This window comes from Nostoc sp. DedQUE07 (assembly GCF_034530975.2).
In the GTDB taxonomy this organism is placed as follows: domain Bacteria; phylum Cyanobacteriota; class Cyanobacteriia; order Cyanobacteriales; family Nostocaceae; genus Nostoc.
Window position 1 is genome coordinate 58,961 of the sequence record NZ_JAVRCC020000001.1, and the last position, 21,849, is coordinate 80,809.

Genomic DNA, 21,849 nt, shown 5'->3' on the forward strand with positions numbered 1-21,849 from the left:
GAGTGGAACTCACAAGGAACTATAAAAATATCTCTTCCCCAGTTCCCAGTCCCCAGTCCCCAGTCCCTATTTTTAAGGCAGGTCTAAAGATTTCCCCCTTCTCATTTGTGGCTTTTTCACTCAGTCCTGCACATGATTTAATTTAACGACAGAAATTCTTCTCCTGTCGTGGGATGAATGCCTATTGTTTCATCCAAATCTTCCTTGGTAATGCCCTTGCGAATTGCCACACCTAAACTTTGAATGATATCTGCTGCATGTTCGCCTACCATGTGAGCGCCCAAAACTTGCCCAGAATCACTATTTACCACTAACTTTATAGTGGTTGGCTCATCCTGTTCGATCATCTGATACAACAGTGGTTGGAACTCGGTGCAGTAGCATTCTACAGATTCACCAAATTTTTCTCGTGCTTTCGCCTCCGTCATCCCCACACTAGCCGCTTCTGGACGGCAAAAAACAGCAGTGGGCACATAATCATAATTTAGTTTTTGCGCCTTGTTCCCAAAAACTGTATCGGCAAAGACAATACCTTCTGCCTTAGCCACTGGAGTCAATTGCACGCGGCTGGTGCAGTCACCCACAGCAAAAATGTTTTCTTGACTGGTGCGACTGTATTCATCTACTTTGATTGCACCATCTTCGCCAAGTTCAACATGGGCATTTTCTAAACCAAGATTCTTGGTATTTGGAGTGTAACCTGTGGCAACTAAGATGGTATCTGCTGTAATTATTTCTTGGCTCTCACCAGTAATAGTTAACAACAAACCCTCTTCTGAGTATTTGATTTCTTGAACAGTGCTATTGGTGAAAAACTTAATTCCGCGTTTAATCAACCCCTGTTGTACAGCAGAGCAAATGCGATCGTCAAACCCCGATAAAATCATCTCGTCTTTTTCAATCACCGTCACCTCACAACCGAAAGCGTGCATCATACTGCAAAATTCTACGCCAATGTAGCCACCGCCAATAATTGCTAAACGTTTTGGCAGATAGGGTAGCTGAAACATCTCGCGGGATGTAATGGCGTATTCTATACCTGGGATTTTGGGCTTAAGGGGTTGTCCTCCCACAGCAATTAAAATTTTGTCGGCTGTAACTTTGCGTCCATCAATATCGATCGTATGGGTATCGATGAAAGTGACACGTTGAGAAATTAATTCAATTCCAGCTTTTTGCAATTGCTGAAAATAGGATTGGTTAACGCTGTCAATATGCTGATGTACTGACTTAATAAATAATGTCCAGTCAAAGTATGTTTGACAGTCACTCCACCCATAACTTTGTGCGATTTGATTTTTGAGGGCGAAGTCAGCAGCGTAGACAATCAGCTTTTTTGGAACGCAGCCGCGATTTACACAGGTGCCACCAATAGCTTCTTGTTCGGCAATGGCGACACGTACACCATAACTAGCGGCTTTTTTAGCTGCTGCCAATCCCCCAGGCCCAGCACCAATGACAAACAAATCGTAATCAAATGTCATAAAAATCTGTTCCTTTTTCACTTTTTGGAATGCAGAGCTATTTCATACCTTATAGTTATTCACACAAAACTTCATCTACTGTCTTTGGGTGGACAATTTGGGATGAAACCAGGCTAATATTTCGCAGATTGCCGCATTAATAGTCTTAAATCGAAAAGGAACAGCGATCGCCCAATAATTACTAAGTTATATTACACTTTGTTGACAAACAAAGCATATTATTATCTAAAAAATTAGAAGTGCGATCGCTGACGACAAGGTGTAACCCATTGCCTAATTTGGGCAGCAGCCATGCTAGAAAACAACTGGAAATGCGATATTTACAGATAATTATGGGGAATCAAATAAAGTTTGCATCTCTTTTGCATCTCTTGTCATTCCCAAACGCTCAAAACTATTAATAGCCTGAGTTGATAATTGGCAGGCTTTCTGGACACTTCCCCACCTTCTCTCCCAACGCGCAAGAGAACGTTGATAACGAGCCAGACGCCGCTTATTATTACTGCTTTCGGCGACAGTTAAGCCTTTAATTAATAACTTTTGAGCTTCATCGCGATCGCCTTGGTCGATGGCAATATCAGCAAGCCAATTTTGAGCAGAATTAATCACCCGATGCCAATTTATTTTTTCTGCACTTTTCATCACATCTTGAAATAGCTTCTTGGTTGAAAAATATTCCCCTTCTGAATAAAAGATTTCAGCCCGATGATAAAGAACCGGAATAAAATAGCGGATGTGCTGTCGCCCGTCTAGATTCGCCTCGATCGCTAATTTTTCTTCTACCGTTAGCCAGTGGCGTGCATCTATATAATTATTCTGTCTGATTCGCAGTCTAGCCATACTTTCGGCTAAGTCAGCTTGAACGCATGAATCTGCATGGTCGCGTAAAACCCATGCCCGCTGCAATATTTCGTCTGCTTGTGTGAGACTTTGAGGCGAACACTCCCGAATTAACAGCCAGGTTTTGCGGATCATGAACTTCACCAAAGATGACCATTCACCACGTAGTTCTGATTGTTCTATCAGCCATTGCAACCAATCAAGGCGATCGTCCCAATAAGCATAGAGATTGGCGTAGTGGTTCAAGAGCAACCACAAATCCCTAACTTCTGCATAATGGTCTTGGTTTTTACACCAATAAAGTACTGCCCGTAGATTTCCTTCCTCTTCCTTTAACCTGTCGTAATGTATCCAGTTCTCCCAATCTTCTCTGCCGTATCTGTAAGCAAAATTTAGATACCATTTCACCCACCGTTTCCGTGCTTCTTTCTCAAAATCTGGGTAAGCAGCTAATTGTGCTAAGGCATACTCACGAGTCAGAGACAGCATTTCGTATCGTTTAGTCTCTGAGTTCAGATTCACTAATGAGAGTTGCTGCAAACGTACCAGGCCATTATTGACAGAATCAGGAGCAGATGTCAGTCCAGCTACTTCAGCCACAGCTGCTTGGATGGGAGAGTCAGGAAAAATCGCCAATGACATTAGTAACTTGTGGGGTGGCTGTCCCTTGATATTTTGCACTGATTCATCAAAGCAAAAACGAGCCACATCGCCTGTAGCGGAGGCTAACTGCTCCAATACGAAGTTCAAAGAGTAGCCACTGGAGACTTGACCGAGTGCGTAGACAATAGCGAGGGGGATTCCTCCAGTGCGATCGTAGAGCAAGCTAGAGTCTGCATCTTGGATAGTTATACCTTTCTCTTCAGCTTGTTGCTGAATCAACTGCAAACCATCATTCAGAGGCAAGTTTCGCAGACTGATTGGTAGCAGGGCAATTCGTTCGCGGGTAGTAATTACTACTTTGACGCAAATGGGTAAATTATATAGGAATTCTATAACCTCATCCCTGTCTTCTATAGTCTCCATATTGTCAACAATTAGAAGCGTTCGTTGTTTACAAAGACATTGACGTACACGCTCAAATTGGTCATTGGGAGGAGATTGAATAATTGTAGAGTCGTTTAAGGCATTGGCAATTACCCGAAAAATCTCGCGTAGGTTACGCTCTATTTAACATTACAAAGCATTAACACGTTGTTAACTTTGCAACTGGCTATTAATAGTAAATCTTCCTATATTAGTATCTAAATTGATTTTTGTCTTTAGGTAGGTAGGGAGTTACTCCAGATAATGCCTGCTTCTAATCTTTAAAACTTCTCCAAACTGTTTACTCAACAAAACTATGAAAAATACAACACTTAGGTTCTTAAGTATCTTATTTGAACTAAAACGATCTCGGCGTTATTTCCCAGAAGAAAGACAAGTCTGTGTATTCAATAAACGTCCCATATTATACCGAGACTTTTCGCCAAACTCTGCACAGGAATCAATTGATGAACTACAAGAGCGATTACAAGCTCAGGGTTTTCTTTCAACTATTAGTGGTAAATTTGACATAGAAACAGAAGAGGCTGTAATAAATTTTCAGAAAGCCAATAATCTTCAGGTGGATGGAATCGTTGGCCCACTGAGTTGGGCTTGCCTTTTCTACCCAAAGCTTTATCGCAATCAAAAAAGTATGTCGCCAAAATTACAGGATGCTATTAAGGAACTGCAAACTATCCTTAATGAAGAAGGATTTTTCAAAAAAGAACCCGACGGGTATTTTAGTAGGGAAACTGAAAGAGGTGTTAAACGCTTTCAAAGAACTTATGGACTGAAAGATGATGGCGTAGTTGGGGCTGCGACTTGGGCTGTATTAATGGGAATGCGACAAAAAATAGATAACAAAAGCTTTCTCCAGTTAGTTTATTTTCTATCGCCCCAATCCTGGTTTTTTTGTAAGCAGTTTTTAATGATCTCTTTCATTCTACTGGGTATTTATTGTAGCCCCATACCAGCAGATGAACTGAAATGGAATATAGCCTTAGCAACTGCCTATGGACTCACTTGTATAGTGCCTTTTCTCTTAGAGTGTTTACCGCTGAAGCCCTCGAAGCACTCAAGTTTACCGCTTTTAGAATATGCTCCTTATGTGTTAACTGGTATCTTTTGGAAACCAATTATCGGTTTTTTGGGGACATTGATTTAATTAACATTGAGTCGGTGAATAGATGATGAGCGATCGTTGTGCTTCTAAAAATAGCGATGTCTACGACGGGCTGCGCCTACGCACATCGAAGACACTCTACTCTTACCCATCGCTGAAATAGAAAAACGACCATTCAAAAATTAAATCGCTTTCTTCTTTGCATGAGGTAAAAATCAAAAACAAAGGCGGGTGCGGGGATTGAACCCGCTAATCCCCACAATGGTGGAGACGTAACCGATAACCCTAAATTCTTCGGCCCCGAAAGGCAAGTTGCGAACAAGGATAACCCGCCATGAAGTATGAAGGATAAAGTGTTTCATCCTTTACCCTTCAGCAATCTCTACAATTCACCCGTAGCTAGCATCTGAACGATCCGAGGTGTACCTGGGTCGAACCCTGCCAAATCCCAAGACAGCGAATCTTCAGGATCTACCAAAGTAATTTGGTAAGGTGTCAAGGTGACATACACCGCCTTGACGTTGGGATTTACCTTTTTACGGTACTCCTTCAGCGCTTGACTTGGATGCTTATACCCAGCCCAGCTTTCCGAGTCAGTCCAAAAGCAAACTACATCTGCTTTAAACTTATTCTTAATCATCCAGTCGTAAGCTACAGATGCATCCGTTCCACCAAAGTTTTGATTGCTAGCTTTGCGAACCGCAGAACTAAAACTATCTTTAGCGGTAATATCTAATTCCCGGAATTCCGTAGCAAAGCCGCGAATCATGTAGTTTTTCTCTGCTTTTGCTGTCACCAGTGCCATTGTGGTGGCAATTTCACAGCAAGTTAGCCCCATATCTGCAACCATGCTACCCATAGAACCAGAAACGTCTACGGCGTGCATGAATACTTTACCTGTGGGTTGCACAACATCAAAAGACAGTTCAACCGCCTTTTCTAAAATGTCTACAATCCGAGGAACTGGATTCCAAGTTTTCTTACTGCGTCCTAATGTCCCAGCAGATTGATATGTTTTGAGTGCTTTCAAAACATCAATTGGATGGATGCGACCTTTACGCAGATGTTCTTTGTTGTTAAGAACTGCTTCCACTCGCAGCAAATTGGCAGTTTCGTCAGTTCGCAACACACCCAGTTCGGTTAAAGAACCCAAGTTACGCAACATTGCACCTATTGGCATTTCCTGAAATAGCAACTGCCAAGCAAGCTTGTCCATTTTGCCCACTGGTGCAGCCATTTCGTGGGTTAAGCGTCCTTGGGAAATAGCTTCATGGGTTTGGGTAGGATTCCGCTTCAGCCACTCATACCACCAAATCTGCGCTAACGCTTCTGAGGGGATATCTGCTGGCAATTCTTCCCAGCCTCTAACTACCCACTCAAATAGTTGACGGTGATTTTCTGTAGGCGGTTTGACATGGAACAACCGCAACGCATCCCGGTGGGAGAAGCCTTGACGCTGTTGATATTTCAATAATTGATAAGCTAAACCCTTGACATCTTCCCTTGAGAGCCAAGTTTTACCAGCTTCCCGCACTACTTTGCCAAATCCCCGCAGAGATTTGGTGTAGTTCAACCATTCGTAGAAGTGGCTACCAGTGCGGACAACTTGCGGGAAAATTTCACCAAACGCCTGTTTTGCTTCTGGTGTTTCACCCATCGATAGCAACACTAAAGCCAAGATAGGCGCGCTGTTATTGATGGCGCGTCCATCGCTAGCATACAAAATTTCTTCTGCTACACGACCAGGATTTTCGGCAACAGCAAGTCTTACAACTGTCACAAAATCTTCAGTTAATTCCTGTTTGCCAGCGTAGTAAGTGCTTTTTGCTGTGCCAACTAAAAGACAACGGCGCAGCATTTTCCAAATACCAGCATCAAACATCCAGCCGCCGGAACGTCCCTGAACCATTTCTGCTTCTCGTCCGGGGATAGGTTGATTTTGGGGTGTAGTTGTCTTCTTTTTAGTGAAAAAATTGTAATTCATCGCTTCATCTCCCGGCCCTTGCGGGCAAAAATGAAAGGTGGCAAAGCAGGATTTGAACCTGCGACATCCGGCTTATCAGGCGATAACCCTAAATTCATCGGCCTTTTCAGGCAAGGTGTGAACAAGGATGTTTTTCGGTGCTCTACCAACTGAGCTATCTGCCACATGAAAATTTTGGATTTTGGACTTCGGCTACGCTCAGTCGAGCGATTTTGGATTTTAAATTTATCAAAATTATTTGGTGTAGCGGAGCAGGATTTGAACCTGCGACCTCTCGAACCCTAATCGATAACCCTAATTCGTCGGCCTTTGCAGGCAAGGGGTGAACAAGGATGTTTAGCGCTCTACCTCTGAGCTACCCGCCACATGAAAATTCAAAATTCAAAATTCAAAATTCAAAATTCAGGACTAGATTTGGTGTAGTGGAGCGGGAATTGAACCCGCGACCTCCCGCTTGGCAGGCGATAACCCTCAATTCGTCGGCCTTTTCAGGCAAGGTGTGAATAAGGATATTTAGGCGCTCTATCCACTGAGCTACCCACCACATGAAAATTCAAAATTCAAAATTCAAAATTCAGCATTAAATTTGCTGTAACGAAGTAGGATTTTTACCTACACCTCCAGAAGTTTGATCGGGGGTGTTTTAGTTATATGCGATAACCCTCGATACGTCGGCCCTTCCAGGCAAGGTGGGCGCTCTGCCATTTGAGCTATTCGCTACTGGTGAAAGCTAACTCCCTCATGAAAGTTGACTTGTATTATTAATGTAGTATACGTATTATTTGTTGTCAAGGGTCTGACAAGCTAATTTAGAATTATTGCTTTGGAAAGAAAAGCTGATATGTATTACGATCGCCATACATCTCAACCCCCTTCTTTTTTCTGGTAAAAACTTTTGCGCGTAGTTTACCGCACTTCGGCAAGGCTCAGTGACCACCGTAGGCATCGCAGACCAATCTTATATGAGCAAAAAGTTAATAAGCTTATAACACTTACTGAATAAAGCTTTTGCCGAAAATTTTGCCGCAACTTTGCCAAACGATACAAAAAAGTGTCTCAATTTTTGCCAATATAATAATATTATTTCCCAAAATTCACTTGGCAAAAATCGGCATGAGTGAGAAACCCATAGAAGGTAACGGCAAGGCTTTTCTCGTTCTACTTTTGCCCATCTCGTTTTTGATTATTTTCCTAGTTACTACCTGGAGAATTTTACTGGCGGTAATTGTGCTAGTAATTGCCTTCAAGCTTTGGCAGGAATATCAATGGCAACAGTGGACTTATCGAGTTAACCCAATTTTTCATCAATTGGTTCGTGAAAATCAGGGCAGACTGACGCCAATGGACTTGGCAATCAAGGGCAATTTTCCTGGAACAACGGCAAAACGCTACTTGGATAGTAAAGCCTCGGAATTTGGAGCTAGTATAGTCAACTCTGAAGATGCAGGGGAGTCTTATTACTTTATAACTGCCAGCATTCTCGGCAATATTCTTGACAGTAGTGAGCCTGTTAAAGAATTTCCAGCTCAACCAGTTACTAAAACAGCGCGATCGCTATTAGCACCACCACCAACCCCGCAGGAGGAAGAACCAGAAACCGAATCACTTCCACAGCCAACAGATGAGGAAGTTAAACGATCGCTGGAAAAACAGTTAATTTTTGGCTCTCTAATTCAATCTGAACTTGCGAAACGGCTCAATGTCTATTCCAGCACGGTTTATAAACGGCGAAACGATCCAGAGTTTCCTGAGTGGAGCCGCAGCAAAGACCCTGATGGTATTGCCTGGTCATTCTCAGAAAAAACTAAAGAGTTTTTTCCAGTGGAGTCAGAAGAACAAGGCAAAAGTTAAAAGGTAAAAGAAAGAACTTTAAAGCTTTACTTTTTACTTTTTACTTGTAAACCCACAGCTTCGTTGATGGAATTTAATCCGCTTTGTTCTAGCTTGGAAAGTAAACCAGCTAGAATTCGGCGTACCATCATTGGCCCTTCGTAAATCCAGCCTGTATAAACCTGAATCAAGCTAGCACCAGCAGTAATTTTTTCCCAAGCATCTTCAGCAGAAAAAATACCACCAACACCAATAATTGGGATTTCTCCTTGAGTTTGCTGCCAAATAAAACGAATTACCTCAGTGGAGCGATCGCGCAATGGTTCACCGCTAATTCCGCCGGCTTCTTCCTGGGGTGATTTGCCAGTTTGGTCAATTACTTGGGTTTTCAGTCCATCACGGCTGATGGTTGTATTAGTGGCGATAATTCCCGCCAGTTGGTAAGTTTTAGCAAGAGTTATGATGTCAGCGATCGCAACCCAATCTAAATCTGGCGCAATCTTGACAAAAATTGGTTTATGTGTGGTATTTTCTTGTTGTAATAAATCTAAGATGGCACTGAGCATAGAAGCATCTTGGAGCGATCGTAACCCTGGTGTATTGGGAGAAGAGACATTAACAACAAAATAGTCTCCCAAATTCTTGAGTAAACGAAAACTATCGAGATAATCCTGTGCGGCTGCTTCTAAGGGAGTTATCTTAGATTTACCCAAATTTATCCCTATGGGTATCGATCGGGTAAGCTCATGCTTTTCTTGTGCCAAACGTGCCGCCATTGCTACTGCACCACTGTTATTAAAGCCCATTCGATTGAGAGCAGCTTTATCCAACGGTAGGCGAAACAAACGAGGGTGCGGATTTCCTGGTTGTGCGTGAAAAGTTACAGTTCCTAGTTCTGCAAAGCCAAAACCCAGGTTAGGCCAAATGCCCGCAGCGACTCCATCCTTATCGAAGCCAGCCGCTAACCCTACGGGATTTGGGAAGTTTAGCCCAAACAAATTTTGTTCTAGACGCGAATCGTACAAACATAAAGATTTTTGTAAGCGTTGGTTTGCCCAACTAGCAGGGGTTTTTGATAGCCAGCTAAAACTGCGAATTGTCTGCTGGTGTAACCACTCCGAATCGGTTTTTACCACATTGAACAAAAGCGGACGAATAGCAAGTTGATAAATATCCATTTCAATCTTTACACTACGCGAATTCGATAGACTGCTGCGCTTCCTCTCTAGCTTGTCGGAGTTCCTCTCTAGCTTGCTGGAGTTCTTCTCTAGCTTGTCGGAGTTCCTCTTTATACTGCCGCGCTTCCTCTTTACTTTGTCGGAGTTCTTCTTTAGATCGCCGCATTTTTTCAGCAGTTTTCCTGACTTCTTCAGCAAGGGATCGGGTTTCTTCAGCAGAATTTCTCATTTCTTCAGCAAGCTGTCGCTGCTCCTCTTGTGATAACCTGACATCTTCAGCAGACTCTCGCTCCTTCTCTTGCAAGAGCCTGCTATCTTCAGCAGACTCTCGTTTTTCCTCTGAGACTTGTCGCTGCTCTTCTTGAGCATCGGACGCAGATTCACCCATTTCCTTCGCACTCCATAATGTAACTTTCAGCTACCTGTTAGCTATAACTTTCAGCAAACACCTGTGGCGATATTAGTCAAGGTGCTTTTCTGGGCATCTTATATATTACAAGTTATGTTAACCAAGAAATCAGATGGGGCAGCCACAAAAACCTATAGCCGCCGAACAGCAAATCCTCTCTTTGGGGCGCGTCCTCCAGAGTCTCAGAGAAGAAGATGATGTTGACGTTCTGATTGAAACTACTATTTCTTATCTCAAGGAAGAGTTTGACTACAAACTGATTTGGATTGCTCTTTACGATCGCCTGAATCACATATTATTTGGCAAAGGAGGCATCACACCCGATCGCGACATGAGCTTTTTACGCCAAAGAGTTGTTCTCAGCCCTGGGGATTTATTAGAGCAAGTAGTAATTGAACAACATCCTTTAGGCGTAGCTGATTTGCAAACTGAAATCCGTGCTGCCGAATGGCGAAAAATTGCCGAAAAATTCCACATCCAAGGAACGATTATTTTACCGGTTCGCTACAAAGACCGTTGCTTGGGCTTGGTATTACTGGGTTCAGAACGCTGGGGCTACCTACTGACAGGAGAAACAAAAGCACGTTTGATGATGGTTTTAGGTGAACTGGGGGCAGTGCTTTATCAAAATGAGATGCATAAGCACCAAAAGCAAACCAGGCGAACTGACGAGCCATTATTAGAATTGCTAGAAAATTTACGCAGCCTCAGTAACCTGAATCAAAGACTTGAAGCAGCGGTGCAAGCAACTCATAAATTTGTCTCCCCCAGCCGGACAAATGTTTACTGGTTTGAGCGCGAAGGGCGCTACTTTTGGTGTCGAATGAGCAATCAGCTGGTCAAAATGGATCGCAATTCTAGCAGTCAGCAAGCAGCAGGAATGACTGTACAGGACTTAAGCGATTTTTATTATGCTTTGGCAGTTAACCAGATAGTCTCCATTGGTGATGCCCGCAGTTCTTTAAAAAGCCATTTTACGGCTAAATTGCTGGAACGGCTAAAGGTGCGATCGCTTCTGGCAGCTCCGATTTTCTGGCAAAAGAACTTAGTCGGTTTTCTGGCGGTGGAAAGCAACGAACCTCGCATCTGGACAGACACAGACAAAAATTTTGTCCAGGGTGTTGCTGGTTTAATTTCTCTAGTTGTACCTACCGAAAGCATGGAAGGTACAATTAAACAGATTCAAGAAGATGCTCAACTGACTAGCCAAGTTGCTCAAGGTATCTATAGCGAACATGACCTTCAGGTAACTTTACACAGTTGTGCTAAAAGAGTTTTAGCTCGATTAGGTGCTACCCGCTTTTTGCTGTTGCAGTACGACGCCGAGCAGAAGAATTATCAATTTACTTACCAAAGTCAGCCCCAAAATCGTCGACCGTTGACATTTACTCTTCATACTCTCAAAGAATTAGATGGACAGCTTTTGCAAGGTTTAACACAGGCGGTGGAAATTGAGAACTTAGATGAAGATTTACGCTTTTTTAACTGGCGACCCTTGTTATTAGAGAATAATGTGCGATCGCTGCTTGTTTGTAAATGTACTCACGAGCATATACCAGCAGCACTTTTGGTAATTACTCATGAAAGCCATCGTTCTTGGACAACTCTAGAAAAAGAATTGCTGTGGGCTGTCAGTCAACAGATTGGTGTAATTGTTCGTCAGTGGCAATTACATAACCGCACTACCCAGCAGCAAAAAACTTCCCAGGCTTTTGAGCAATGCTTACGCATCCTGACACAATCCCAGAACAGCATTGAGGTCGAAAAAAAGCATTTAGAACCTACAGCACTCGAACAAATAGCCTCAATTTTGGGCTGTCCCCTAGCGCTAATGCTATCTTGGGCACCTGGTGAAAGTCGCGCAGAAATTATTCCTGGAGTGATTGACAATAGCCAATTTGGGATTTTTTCTGATGTATCTATTTCTATCCAGGCTGAAGCCTTAATTCAGTGGGCGCTTGCTACAGAAAATTATCTGACTTTGAAGGTGGATAATTTACCTCCAGAAACCCGGAAATGGTTGAATGTTCCAGAAAAAAGTCAAATTTTGGTAATGGCATTACGTACAACTGCTGATTATGAAACTACAGGTGTAGTATTGCTAGTAGACTATCAAGAGCGTCGCTGGTCAGAACAAAACCTCAGTGCAACAGCAACTCTGATTTCTCAATTAGCTTGGTGGCGTCGCGAAAAGCAAATTACCCGACTTTTAGAATCCACAACCGAAGAATTACGACAACTCAACTGGTACAAACATCGTCGTCTAGAGGAAATTCAAAGAATAACGGCCCATTCCCTGAAACAAATACACGATTTGGGCATTCCTGCTAATGAGTTGACTCAGATGCGCTACCAGCTATTGCTGCGGCAGTTAGACCATACAGCCACCTCCATGAGTGGAATGCTAAAACTCGAACACTGGCAGCTACATATTAGTTGGGAAACTATGCCCATAGCCAGTTTACTGAAGCGATCGCTCGAACGGATCGAAAATTTACTTAAACAACAAAAGCTGTGGATTGGGGTACATGGTTTGGGACAACCAATTGACGAGCAAGAAGCACCCAAGAATTCTTCATTAGTTAGAGGCGTTCCTCCCTCCAGCGCTCAATCTGCAATGGCGATCGCTGGTGATATTGTCAAAATTGAATTAGTAATCCATGAATTATTGGTTACTGCCTGTAACCGTTCTCAAACCGGTAGCAGAATTGATATTTGGTGTCGCCGTTTAGATGCGTCAAAACCCTTAGATATAAAATATTCTTCTTCTACAACTGGAGGGGCTGAACATCAGACATCTTTAGAATTATCAATCACATATAACGGTGCGATCGAACCACAGCTACTCACGGAACTAGATGATAATACACCGAAAGATGTGCTTGTTCCTTCCAACCTCGACCAACCACCAGCTTTACATCTGGCGATCTGCCAAAACCTCATGCAAGAACTAGGAGGAGAGTTGAATTTCTATCAGTTACCAGATAATCGGGTAGTCAGTCGCTTGTTGTTGCCGTTAGCTATTCATGATTCTTAGTGCAGCTTTACCTAAAATCGCGGCGAATTGAGTGTTGAAATTTAAACGCAGATGCGCTTCACATTACCCCAGGGAAGAGTAGTACAAATGCACTGTGGTTAATTACTTTACTTGTACGAGAACTGCTATAACTACAAGCTTTAACAATTTGTCTTTGTCACTGTCAAGGCTAATTAAACGTAAATATAAAATTATATTGGCAATTATCTTAACTATTTTGTATAGATTTACTGAGTCTATCAAGAGTTAAACAGGTAGCTTTTAGTAACTTGAATATCTACGAAAAAACGTGACATTTTTGAAAATAGTGGTTAACATATAACTTGATAAAATGCCGATAAACACTATTATTAATTTTATTCAGAGAAAAATAATTAGCTGGATAGCTTTTGCCAAATCAAGTTTGATATTAATTGTTTCTATTGGAAATATTATTAAACTGCAATTTTTTTAAAATTAATTTTTCAGGATTTAATTACTATCTAAGTATTCGAATAATCTTTAATATCTTGCATAAATGATTAAATGTAAAATAAAACTTTGGAATTACATATTGTATTTGCAGATTTAATTTAATTTTTATGTTGATGTTGTAATACTAATACTAGCTTGAGTATACATTTTTTAGTTAATAAGATGGAATCAGTGTATCAAATTCTAACTGTCGGTTTATGGATTCTTAGTTTGCAAACAAGAGAATTCTATGGATGCTATAAAATATTTCTAATAATCAATAGGATTAAATGTCAACTCTTAAGTTACCGCTTTGAGGAAGACCAATATAGAATTTATATGCTTGGAGGAATCATCAATGAGCTTTAGATACTTCAAGCATTGGTTTAAATTTGGTTCAATCCGAAGCATTATTGTTTTGGCTCTAATATCAATTCCTAACTTATATACTGCATCTGCTCAGATTACTCCAAAAGGGGGAATTGACTGGATTTTAGTCGTAGATACTTCTGCTTCTATGCGTGGTGTAGGTGGAACAAAAAATATTTTTGAACCAGTCAAAAATTCTATTACTGAATTTGTTAATACGGCCAGATTAGGCGACACAGTGACTATTTATAGCTTTGATCGAGATGTCACTCTAAATGCTAATGATATCACTATTAACAGTAACCCAGACAGAGGTAAACTCAAGCAAATAATTAGCTCTCTTAAAGCCGAGGGTGTGCGTACTCATACAGGTAAGGCTGTGCAAAAGGCTTTGCAACATTCTGCTCTGTTAAATAAACGTGCTGACGCTCTTGGTCGTACTGTGAGTATCGTATTTCTGACAGATGGATTAGAAGATGTGCGTGGTATTCCTAATCCTGATTCTATTCCTGGTAATACCCAATTTCTACGTGAACAACAATGCAAGCCTTACATATTTTTTGTGTCTTTAGGATTAAAAGAACACGAAAAGCAACTAAATGACTTTGCTAGTAATCCAGCGCTTTGTGGCAAGGGTAAAGTACTGCGAGATCCTGGAGGAGTTCAGCTAAATCAACTGGCTCAAAATATCAGACCAGTGCTGATTACACCCAAGCTTAATGTAAATTTACCTACTACAAATTTGCCGTCCGTATTACCGGGAACAACTACTGAACCACTCAATATTAATGGCATAAGTAATGTTAATGCTAAGGTAAGTTTGCAACTAGAAGACCCTCAGCAAAGTGGTATTCGCTTAATTTCACCCGATCGCACCATCGACTTAGCTGCTAATCAAGCAAAAGTAATTCCTGTGCGTTTACAGATACCACCGGAGGCAAAGGGGGGCGCTAGTAGCTTGCGCTTGGTGTTAATCAGCACAGATCAAGCGATCGCACCAATTAAAATTGACTTACCTGTAACCATTCAGTCACAACTACAAATACAACCGACAAAGATAGATTTTGGCTCAATAGAAGCAGGGAAAACTACTGAAACCCAAACTTTTGTAGTTCGCAGCAATATATCTGGAACAGCTAGCTTACAACTGCAAGGCAATTTCAAAGACATTTCTATCGCAGAACCTTCAGCAGCCATATCCTTACAACCAGGAGAAACTAAAATTCCTGTGCAGTTGCAGATTACTGATAGTAGTTTTGCAGGCGATCGCACTTTCACTTTAGTCCTAACCCCAGATAGCTCAATTGCTACTCCTGTCAGTGCGGAAGTCCGTCTGTATATTTTGATGCAATTATGGCGAAAAATAGTTATTTGGTTGCTCTTACTGCTATTGGTGTTGTTAATTGCCCTGATAGTAGTTTGTTTGATTCAACGCAAAACCCCCTTGGAATTAGTCGAAGATTTCCGCAACCGTAAACGCTTAGAAGGAGCGTTAGTAGTGCTAGAACCACTGCCACAATCATCGGAAGACGAAGAGATTAGTCTCACTCACCTACAAAAGGGTAGAGTATGCCTGAGTGATTTGGTACCAGCCATTGCTGCGACAAATTCTGATGCCGAGTTAGTCACAGTTTGGCGGTTAGGCAAAAAGAATATAGATTTGCGGTGTTTGAAAGGTGTAATTTTTGTCAATACTAAAAATATAAATACAGATGAACTCTTCAACGAGGACATCATCCAGATTGGCAACGTTAAACTGCAATTTAACTGGATTGAACACCAAAGACCCTCTGAGCCAGGCAGTGGGCAGACAAACTTTTGAATAATATCACAGGAAAGTGAATGTTAAGTCCCACGGTTGTGCGTCCCACGGTTGTTTTTCGTCCTACCGTTGTTATCGGGCTAGGAGGAACGGGTTATGAAGTCGTACTCAAACTTAAAAAGCGATTTATAGATATTTACGGTTCAGTTCCAGAAGTTATTCGTTTTATTTCTATTGATACTACTGAAAATATCCAAGAACGAGAAAAATCACCTGATGGAACTAAGGTTATCTTAGAACCTAATGAACTTTATGCAATTTCTGTCGCAAATCCCCTACCGTTAACACGTAACGACCACATCGCTGAATGGTGGCCTAGGGATATTTCCGCAGCCAGCCTAATCAGTGGCGCTGGACAGATTCGGGCCCGGGGACGGCTCGCCTTATTTGCGAAAGTCGGCGATATTGACGCTTTAATTGCTCAAGCCATCAATACTGTCCGCGAAATTCGCACTAGTAAACAAGCATTTTCAGAGAACTTTCAAGTTTCCAGCCGGGATGGTGTCGAAGTTTTTATTGTTGGCAGTTTGGCTGGTGGGACGGGCAGTGGCACATTCTTAGATACGGCTTTTTTAACACGAGAACATCTGAATAATTTTTCTAATATTACAGGCGTATTTGTTTTACCCAGAGTGTTTGCCAATATTCCCCAAACTCACTTGGTGAAGTCTAATGCCTATGGCGCTCTCAAGGAAATCGAACACTTTTGGGGATTGTCACCCTCTAATAGCATTGAGATTGATTATGGCACCAAAAAAATCAAAGCCGATCGCCCTCCCTTTGATGCTGTATTTTTGATTGACGGGGTTAATAAAAATGGAACTGTAGTCGGTCGTCCAGACGATTTGCAAAATTTAGTTGCAGATGGTTTGTATATCCAAATTGGTTCTCAAATCGGTTTAGACGCTGCTAACGTTGCTGATAATATTCGCGCTTATCTGGCAACTGGTGAAAAAGTTCGAGGACGCAATATCAATTATTGTAGTTTCGGCTTTGCTACCCTAACTCTGCCAGTACAGCAATATGAGCGGATGAAATTAGAAGATGCTCAAAGTTTGCTGAAGAATGAGTTGATGGCATCTACCGCAACAATCGATTTAGAAAGCGACATCACCCGTTTTTTGGAAGATTGCAAGTTAGCAGAAGCGACTACTCTCCTGAATGCGTTGACTGAAAGCGATCGCGGCGGACAGATGAAACCCGAATTTAGAATTGGCGAAATCCGTCAGGATCGCACAGCTTTACCGACAATCAAAGAACTCTATAAACGGCAGCTGGATCAATTTGAACAACGGACGGCTCAAGAACTGGGATTGAGTTTTTATCGCTTAGAGCAGACTGCATCTGCTGCGATCGCAACTTTCTGGGAACGCGGTCTTAACCGTCCCAATGGGCTAGCTTATGTTTTGGAATTTTTGAGCAAACTTTCCCAAAAATTAGACGAATTACAGCAAAGTGTGCAGCAAAAATCGCAAGAGGCGCAATCCAGTTTCAATGCTTTGAAATTAGAAGCTCAGGAAGAAAAAATTAAAGAAGCCGCAGAAACTTGGTTCCCAAATAAAAACACGATCCAAGCAGCTTGTCAGAGATACAAAGAACGGGCTGACCAAAAGTGGAAAACTTATTTACATTGGAAACGGTGTGATAAAGCGGCTGAACTGTATGGTGTACTACGGGCTAAGGTAGAGCAAATCCAAGAAAAGTGTCAGCGTTTACACAGCAACTTAGATAAAGTTTACCGAGATATAGAACAGAGTTATCACGAGGTCAATCGTCAAGGAAGTAACGATAATCCCTTTATTCACACCATTCAGCGCATCAATATCCAATCGAAACGTCCCAAAGTTACTGGCGAAGATTTTATCCGTTGGCATCGAGAACAGTCTCAAACTTTAACGAATTGGTCTGAGAAAAAAGCTGAAGATGTCAAGAACGAAATTCTGAAATTTGTAAATGAAGCTTACTATCCTCTCACCAGTATGACTGTTGAGCAGGTTTTAGCAGATAGCAATCCCGAAGATGCGGGGCAAGATTTGCAACAACTTGGCAAACTTGCAGTTCCTCTGTGGCAGTATGAAGTCTCGGAAATTCCCATTCAACAGCAGCACTTAATCACAGAATTTTATTACTACGGAGTAGAGAGCAACAACACAATTTTTAGCGATCCACCTCTTTCTAATCGCTTGCCTAAAGGAAATAATAATCCTTCTTTTGTACCGACAGGCGAACCCCATAAAGTGATGCTGTTTCGGGTGGAAGTCGGTGTTCCCTTATTTGCTTTCAACGGAATGAGGGAACTGGAGTCAGCTTACCTAGATCCGAATAAAGTCTTCAAGCACTTACATCGCAATTGGACAAACTTAGCTAATTTAATTCCTCCAGAAGATGATGGTGGGGCGTTGCGTTGGTTTGCATTAGCGCTAGCACCCGATCCTTATAAATTGGTTGTCAATCAGAGTAAAAAATATTTTGTTTCTACAGAACAAGCGAAAAGATTAGAGGGCGGAGTTTTGCCATTGGGAGGCGATCGCAAATCAGCATTTAAAGCTTTCAAAAGTAACTTGCCTTTAGTCAAGGAAATTGCTAACAAAGTTGAGCAGATTACCCACGAAGACCAAGACAAAGCCAAATCTACTTTGCAAAACTACATCAATCACCTCAATCAGGTTTTAAAGGGAGGCAAGGTTGATGCCCAGATTCAAGAACAGGTAGAAATGGAAATCCAGGAAATTGAAGCTTACCTGGAAGATTTAGATGTGATTATTTAGCCCTATAGTTTGCACTCTGAGAGTGTCCCCATGCCAAAACCAACTATTTTACTTGCACTCGATCCTCACAGTGCCGCTTTTTGTACAGCCATTAAACGGCAACTGCAAAAATTTCCAGCCGATCAAACCTGTTTAATCCAAACTTATAATTTAACTTGGGATGGTCAAACTTTTGGCTTTAGTGGCGAGTTAGATCAGTTTGCTGACACGAGTTTTGAGCTGGCTCAAACTCATAGTAAACAAGCTTATGTTTCCAAAATTCGTACCCAGTTCAGTGAAGCGACTGGCGAACTGCAAACTGCACTGATCGAATTATTGAAAACGGCTAGTCAATCCAAAGAAGCGATCGCAGCGAAACGTCAAGGAGTAGAAATCAGCAGCAGTCATCGAGTATATCTGATGCTTTCAGGCAGCAATCAATTTGCTAGGGGAATAGTTTTTGACATAGTACGCTTGATTCGTTGGCTATTTTCTAAGTACTTTACAGATATTCCTTACAGCTTAGAAGCTTTATTGCTATTACCAGGGTTATTTACCCAAGCCACAACTGCTGATTACGGTGCTGCTTATGCCTTCCTGAAAGAATTAGATTACAAAATGATCAGTGGCGTTGTAATTACAGGTGCCCAAAAAGTACCACCTTTTGATAACTGCTGGCTGATGGACGAGCGAATTGGGGGACTGAAGGATAATTTGCCTAGCTATGCTGATGCTTTGGCAGGTTTTCTCACCGTGGAACCGGAAACCAACGGCTTATTGCTTGGCGCACAAAAAGTGCGGGGAAAAATACCCGCTTATAGTTCATTTGGTTATGGAGAATTGTTTTTCGCAGGAGAAACAACTATTAACCGTTTGAGTGCTGGCTTTGCTGCCGATATTATCATCGAGCAGTTTTTACCGAAGGCAGAATTCACTCCCGAAGCAAGTCGCAAATGCCTATTAGATGCTAAAGGATTTGTTCTCAGCGAAGATTTCAGTAATGCTTTTCTGCAATTAGAACGAGACAACGGCAAACCAGTTTGGGAAGATTTTAATCCGCGTATTGACATCCATGCTGGCATGGCGCGGGAATATGGGATGGAATTGCAACGTGCTTATCGGCAGTTTGAAAATAAAGAGCTACTTTCTTATAAGCGCACGTTAGAAAAATGTTGTAAACAACTACAAGGAAACCTCACCAGCTTTTTAGATCGCAGCATAAATAGCTATATTGATGCTACACCTAGAGGCTTACATGAAGGAGTTAGGCTATTAAACATATTGACCTTTTTGTATTTGGAACTGCAAACGGATGCCATTGGCGATCAATCCCAAAATCTGGTTACAGAACTACGTGCGGCTGAAGCATTTCTCGACTCAAGATTGCAGGTAACAATTGATCGAGAAGAGACTCAAAAGCTGCTCAACCAAGTTCTATCCTTAAAATTGCGGCAACAACAATTACAAGATGGTTTAGCTGAAAGAAAATCTGAAGAACAACTGCAAGAGTTACAAATAACTCAGAAACAGCTAGAAATAGCAGTTGCTGACTATCGTCAAGCGTTAAATGCCGAAATCGAAAAAGCTCGACAAATTCGCTTTATGGCGATCACTCGCGCTCGTGAACAAGCTGAAGCTGCGATCGTTGTAGCTCAGAACCACTTAACAGCTATTGAAAATCAACTCGAAAAAGCCACAGATAACTTAGATGAACTGCTAACGGAAGAAAACCGTTTTCGTTCACAGTATTTGATCGTTTATCCTACCTTGGTTACTGGTGCTTTATTAGCCTTGCTGGTTCTGACCGGAATTTTCAGTCAATCAACACTATGGCTATTTTTACAAAAATTTTGGGCTAACTTAGTTAGTTATCTGCTTTGGACTGCGGTATCAATTTTGACTTACTTAGGTATAGTTTGGCTCAAGTACAGCACTAATATTCGCGATCGCATTCAGAAGGTTCAGAAACAAATTAAACGGTTAGAAAGCACTATTAAAGCAACCGCCGTCGAATTACGTCGCAGCTATAACGAACAATTAAAGTTAGAGTACGATTTATACGCCCAAAATCTCCGTGTCGAGGCGTTAAATTATTTGATTAAAACAGCTAAACAAAGAACTGAAACCTTACGTCAAAGTCTGTCCGATTTCTCTGAGATATACAATAATTTGGTTGCTCAACGCGATCGAGCTACCACAAAGTTCTCCGAAACTCGGCTCACGGTTCTAACTGATGCGGATATTGATACTTATTACCAAAGTTTTCTTTCCACATTACCAACTGAAAAGTTTACTCAGGAACAGGTTAGCCGTTCTCAATCGTGGAAAATTTCTGCTGAAGAATTTCAGAATAAACTTATACCCTTTGCTCGCCAGCAGTTTGAGCAATTGGGTAATTTGTCTATTGGCGAAGTATTAAAGCAATCAGATTTAATTGCCGCCAATACAGCTAATTTGCGTTTGAATCAACTTTATGATAGCGCTAATTTGTTACTACGAATTCAAGATATTGACACTAACTTAAACCCAACTTCTCAACGGGAGATTACCCTCTGGGTAGGAGCAAAAGATAAAGAACAAATTTTTGCGTTTTACAGCCGATTTAGTCGTAGTTTAACCGCTTTGGTAGCTGAAGATGAGCAACGGTTGTGTATTTTGACTCGTTCCTTGGGCTTTCCGGCTTATTTTCTCAGCCAAATTGAGTATTATCGAGACTGCTATGAACGGACTCAGAGCGAACAAATCGATGAAGACGAAAACATTCCTGATTTAATCCCAGAAGAAATTGGTTCTGGTAGAGAGTTAAAACTAGCTTATCAAACTTTGCTGTTAGCGATCGCTCTTCGGCTACTATCCCAGAATTCTCAAGGTGATTATCAATTTAACGGTCGGTCACTTGGTAAAGACCGAGAACAAATTACTTTAGCTTTAGCAACTGAGTTCACCTTTCAGGAACTCTATGGAGACTTAGAAGAACGTATCGAAACATTTGAAGGTGATTTTATTTACCATAAATTACAGGAATTCGGAACATCTGCCTCATCTTTAAATCCATACGAACGTAAGCTTTTAGATCGTCTGCTTTCAGACTATAACCCTCTGAATTAGGCATTCAATCACCTTTTTTACTTCTCTGGAAATTGAATATAGACTTAATCCCAGCCCCTAAAGGACTTCTAGTTAAAAAATATCCCATCCCTGCGGGGCACTCCGCTAACGTAGAGGCGCAAGGTCTTATACCTCCAGTCAGATATTGAGTCAGAGATTCAATCAATGCATTCCCAGTTTCGGACTGGGAAGGAGAAAAGTCTTATCAAGCTAGGTTTTTAGGACTTGCGTGTACACCGTAGCTTTTTAAGGGGGACTAAGGAGAATCTTGGGATTGTGCATCTTAAGCAAACCGCATTGATACCAATCCGACTTCGACAATTGGTACAGGCGATCGTTGCTTGATTTTACAGTGAATTGCTTGCTCATCAAAGGATGCTCTGGCACTAACATCATTTATATGAACTTATGTGAACTCCTCCCTACTGAATTTGTGAAC

At 41.6% G+C, this 21,849-nt stretch carries 11 protein-coding genes and 3 tRNA genes; 6 read left to right on the top strand and 8 right to left on the bottom strand.

Annotation, left to right across the window (positions count from 1 at the left end):
- Positions 1-137: 137 nt before the first annotated feature.
- Both gorA and RMZ95_RS00215 read right to left on the bottom strand, forming a co-directional pair.
- Complete coding sequence (gorA, locus tag RMZ95_RS00210; RefSeq protein WP_322683165.1) at positions 138-1,484, bottom strand: glutathione-disulfide reductase; 1,347 nt, start codon at positions 1,482-1,484, stop codon at positions 138-140.
- Between the two features lie 330 nt (positions 1,485-1,814).
- Positions 1,815-3,350, bottom strand: a complete 1,536-nt coding sequence (locus RMZ95_RS00215) for a tetratricopeptide repeat protein (protein WP_322683164.1) — start codon at positions 3,348-3,350, stop codon at positions 1,815-1,817.
- Positions 3,351-3,666: 316 nt separating this feature from the next.
- On the opposite strand from RMZ95_RS00215, the gene RMZ95_RS00220 reads away from it, so the two are divergent.
- Positions 3,667-4,515 (top strand): peptidoglycan-binding protein, encoded by an 849-nt coding sequence (locus RMZ95_RS00220; RefSeq protein ID WP_322683163.1) that lies wholly within the window; start codon positions 3,667-3,669, stop codon positions 4,513-4,515.
- Positions 4,516-4,855: 340 nt separating this feature from the next.
- On the opposite strand, the gene RMZ95_RS00225 is transcribed toward RMZ95_RS00220, so the two are convergent.
- The 4 genes from RMZ95_RS00225 to RMZ95_RS00240 form a co-directional block, all read right to left on the bottom strand.
- Positions 4,856-6,457, bottom strand: a complete 1,602-nt coding sequence (locus RMZ95_RS00225) for a TROVE domain-containing protein (RefSeq protein ID WP_322683162.1) — start codon at positions 6,455-6,457, stop codon at positions 4,856-4,858.
- A gap of 37 nt (positions 6,458-6,494) precedes the next feature.
- Positions 6,495-6,621, bottom strand: a tRNA-OTHER gene (locus tag RMZ95_RS00230).
- Positions 6,622-6,696: 75 nt separating this feature from the next.
- Positions 6,697-6,823 (bottom strand) — tRNA-OTHER (locus RMZ95_RS00235).
- Between the two features lie 49 nt (positions 6,824-6,872).
- Positions 6,873-7,002, bottom strand: a tRNA-OTHER gene (locus tag RMZ95_RS00240).
- A gap of 568 nt (positions 7,003-7,570) precedes the next feature.
- Between RMZ95_RS00240 and RMZ95_RS00245 the strand changes: the two genes are divergently transcribed.
- Positions 7,571-8,308 (top strand): hypothetical protein, encoded by a 738-nt coding sequence (locus RMZ95_RS00245; RefSeq protein WP_322683161.1) that lies wholly within the window; start codon positions 7,571-7,573, stop codon positions 8,306-8,308.
- Positions 8,309-8,334: 26 nt separating this feature from the next.
- Here the strand turns inward: RMZ95_RS00245 and RMZ95_RS00250 are convergent, their stop codons facing one another.
- The gene (locus tag RMZ95_RS00250) at positions 8,335-9,465 is read right to left on the bottom strand and encodes a quinone-dependent dihydroorotate dehydrogenase (RefSeq protein WP_322683160.1); all 1,131 of its coding nucleotides are present in this window, start codon (positions 9,463-9,465) and stop codon (positions 8,335-8,337) included.
- Between the two features lie 13 nt (positions 9,466-9,478).
- Complete coding sequence (locus RMZ95_RS00255) at positions 9,479-9,853, bottom strand: hypothetical protein (protein ID WP_322683159.1); 375 nt, start codon at positions 9,851-9,853, stop codon at positions 9,479-9,481.
- Positions 9,854-9,986: 133 nt separating this feature from the next.
- On the opposite strand from RMZ95_RS00255, the gene RMZ95_RS00260 reads away from it, so the two are divergent.
- The 4 genes from RMZ95_RS00260 (at position 9,987) to RMZ95_RS00275 (ending at position 21,410) form a co-directional block, all read left to right on the top strand.
- A complete protein-coding gene (locus RMZ95_RS00260) occupies positions 9,987-12,911 on the top strand; it encodes a GAF domain-containing protein (RefSeq protein WP_322683158.1) in 2,925 nt (974 codons plus the stop codon).
- Positions 12,912-13,722: 811 nt separating this feature from the next.
- The gene (locus RMZ95_RS00265) at positions 13,723-15,555 is read left to right on the top strand and encodes a vWA domain-containing protein (RefSeq protein WP_322683157.1); all 1,833 of its coding nucleotides are present in this window, start codon (positions 13,723-13,725) and stop codon (positions 15,553-15,555) included.
- Positions 15,556-15,575: 20 nt separating this feature from the next.
- Entirely contained in the window at positions 15,576-18,323 is a 2,748-nt protein-coding gene (locus RMZ95_RS00270; RefSeq protein ID WP_322672553.1) for a tubulin-like doman-containing protein, read from the top strand.
- A gap of 30 nt (positions 18,324-18,353) precedes the next feature.
- Positions 18,354-21,410, top strand: a complete 3,057-nt coding sequence (locus RMZ95_RS00275) for a hypothetical protein (RefSeq protein WP_322683156.1) — start codon at positions 18,354-18,356, stop codon at positions 21,408-21,410.
- Positions 21,411-21,849 lie beyond the last annotated feature (439 nt).

Bases quoted from the DNA above. Each gene is read 5' to 3' on its own strand.
- gorA (WP_322683165.1), bottom strand. From the start codon at position 1,484: ATGACATTTGATTACGATTTGTTTGTCATTGGTGCTGGGCCTGGGGGA.
- RMZ95_RS00215 (WP_322683164.1), bottom strand. From the start codon at position 3,350: ATGGAGACTATAGAAGACAGGGATGAGGTTATAGAATTCCTATATAAT.
- RMZ95_RS00220 (WP_322683163.1), top strand. From the start codon at position 3,667: ATGAAAAATACAACACTTAGGTTCTTAAGTATCTTATTTGAACTAAAA.
- RMZ95_RS00225 (WP_322683162.1), bottom strand. From the start codon at position 6,457: ATGAATTACAATTTTTTCACTAAAAAGAAGACAACTACACCCCAAAAT.
- RMZ95_RS00245 (WP_322683161.1), top strand. From the start codon at position 7,571: ATGAGTGAGAAACCCATAGAAGGTAACGGCAAGGCTTTTCTCGTTCTA.
- RMZ95_RS00250 (WP_322683160.1), bottom strand. From the start codon at position 9,465: ATGGATATTTATCAACTTGCTATTCGTCCGCTTTTGTTCAATGTGGTA.
- RMZ95_RS00255 (WP_322683159.1), bottom strand. From the start codon at position 9,853: ATGGGTGAATCTGCGTCCGATGCTCAAGAAGAGCAGCGACAAGTCTCA.
- RMZ95_RS00260 (WP_322683158.1), top strand. From the start codon at position 9,987: ATGGGGCAGCCACAAAAACCTATAGCCGCCGAACAGCAAATCCTCTCT.
- RMZ95_RS00265 (WP_322683157.1), top strand. From the start codon at position 13,723: ATGAGCTTTAGATACTTCAAGCATTGGTTTAAATTTGGTTCAATCCGA.
- RMZ95_RS00270 (WP_322672553.1), top strand. From the start codon at position 15,576: ATGTTAAGTCCCACGGTTGTGCGTCCCACGGTTGTTTTTCGTCCTACC.
- RMZ95_RS00275 (WP_322683156.1), top strand. From the start codon at position 18,354: ATGCCAAAACCAACTATTTTACTTGCACTCGATCCTCACAGTGCCGCT.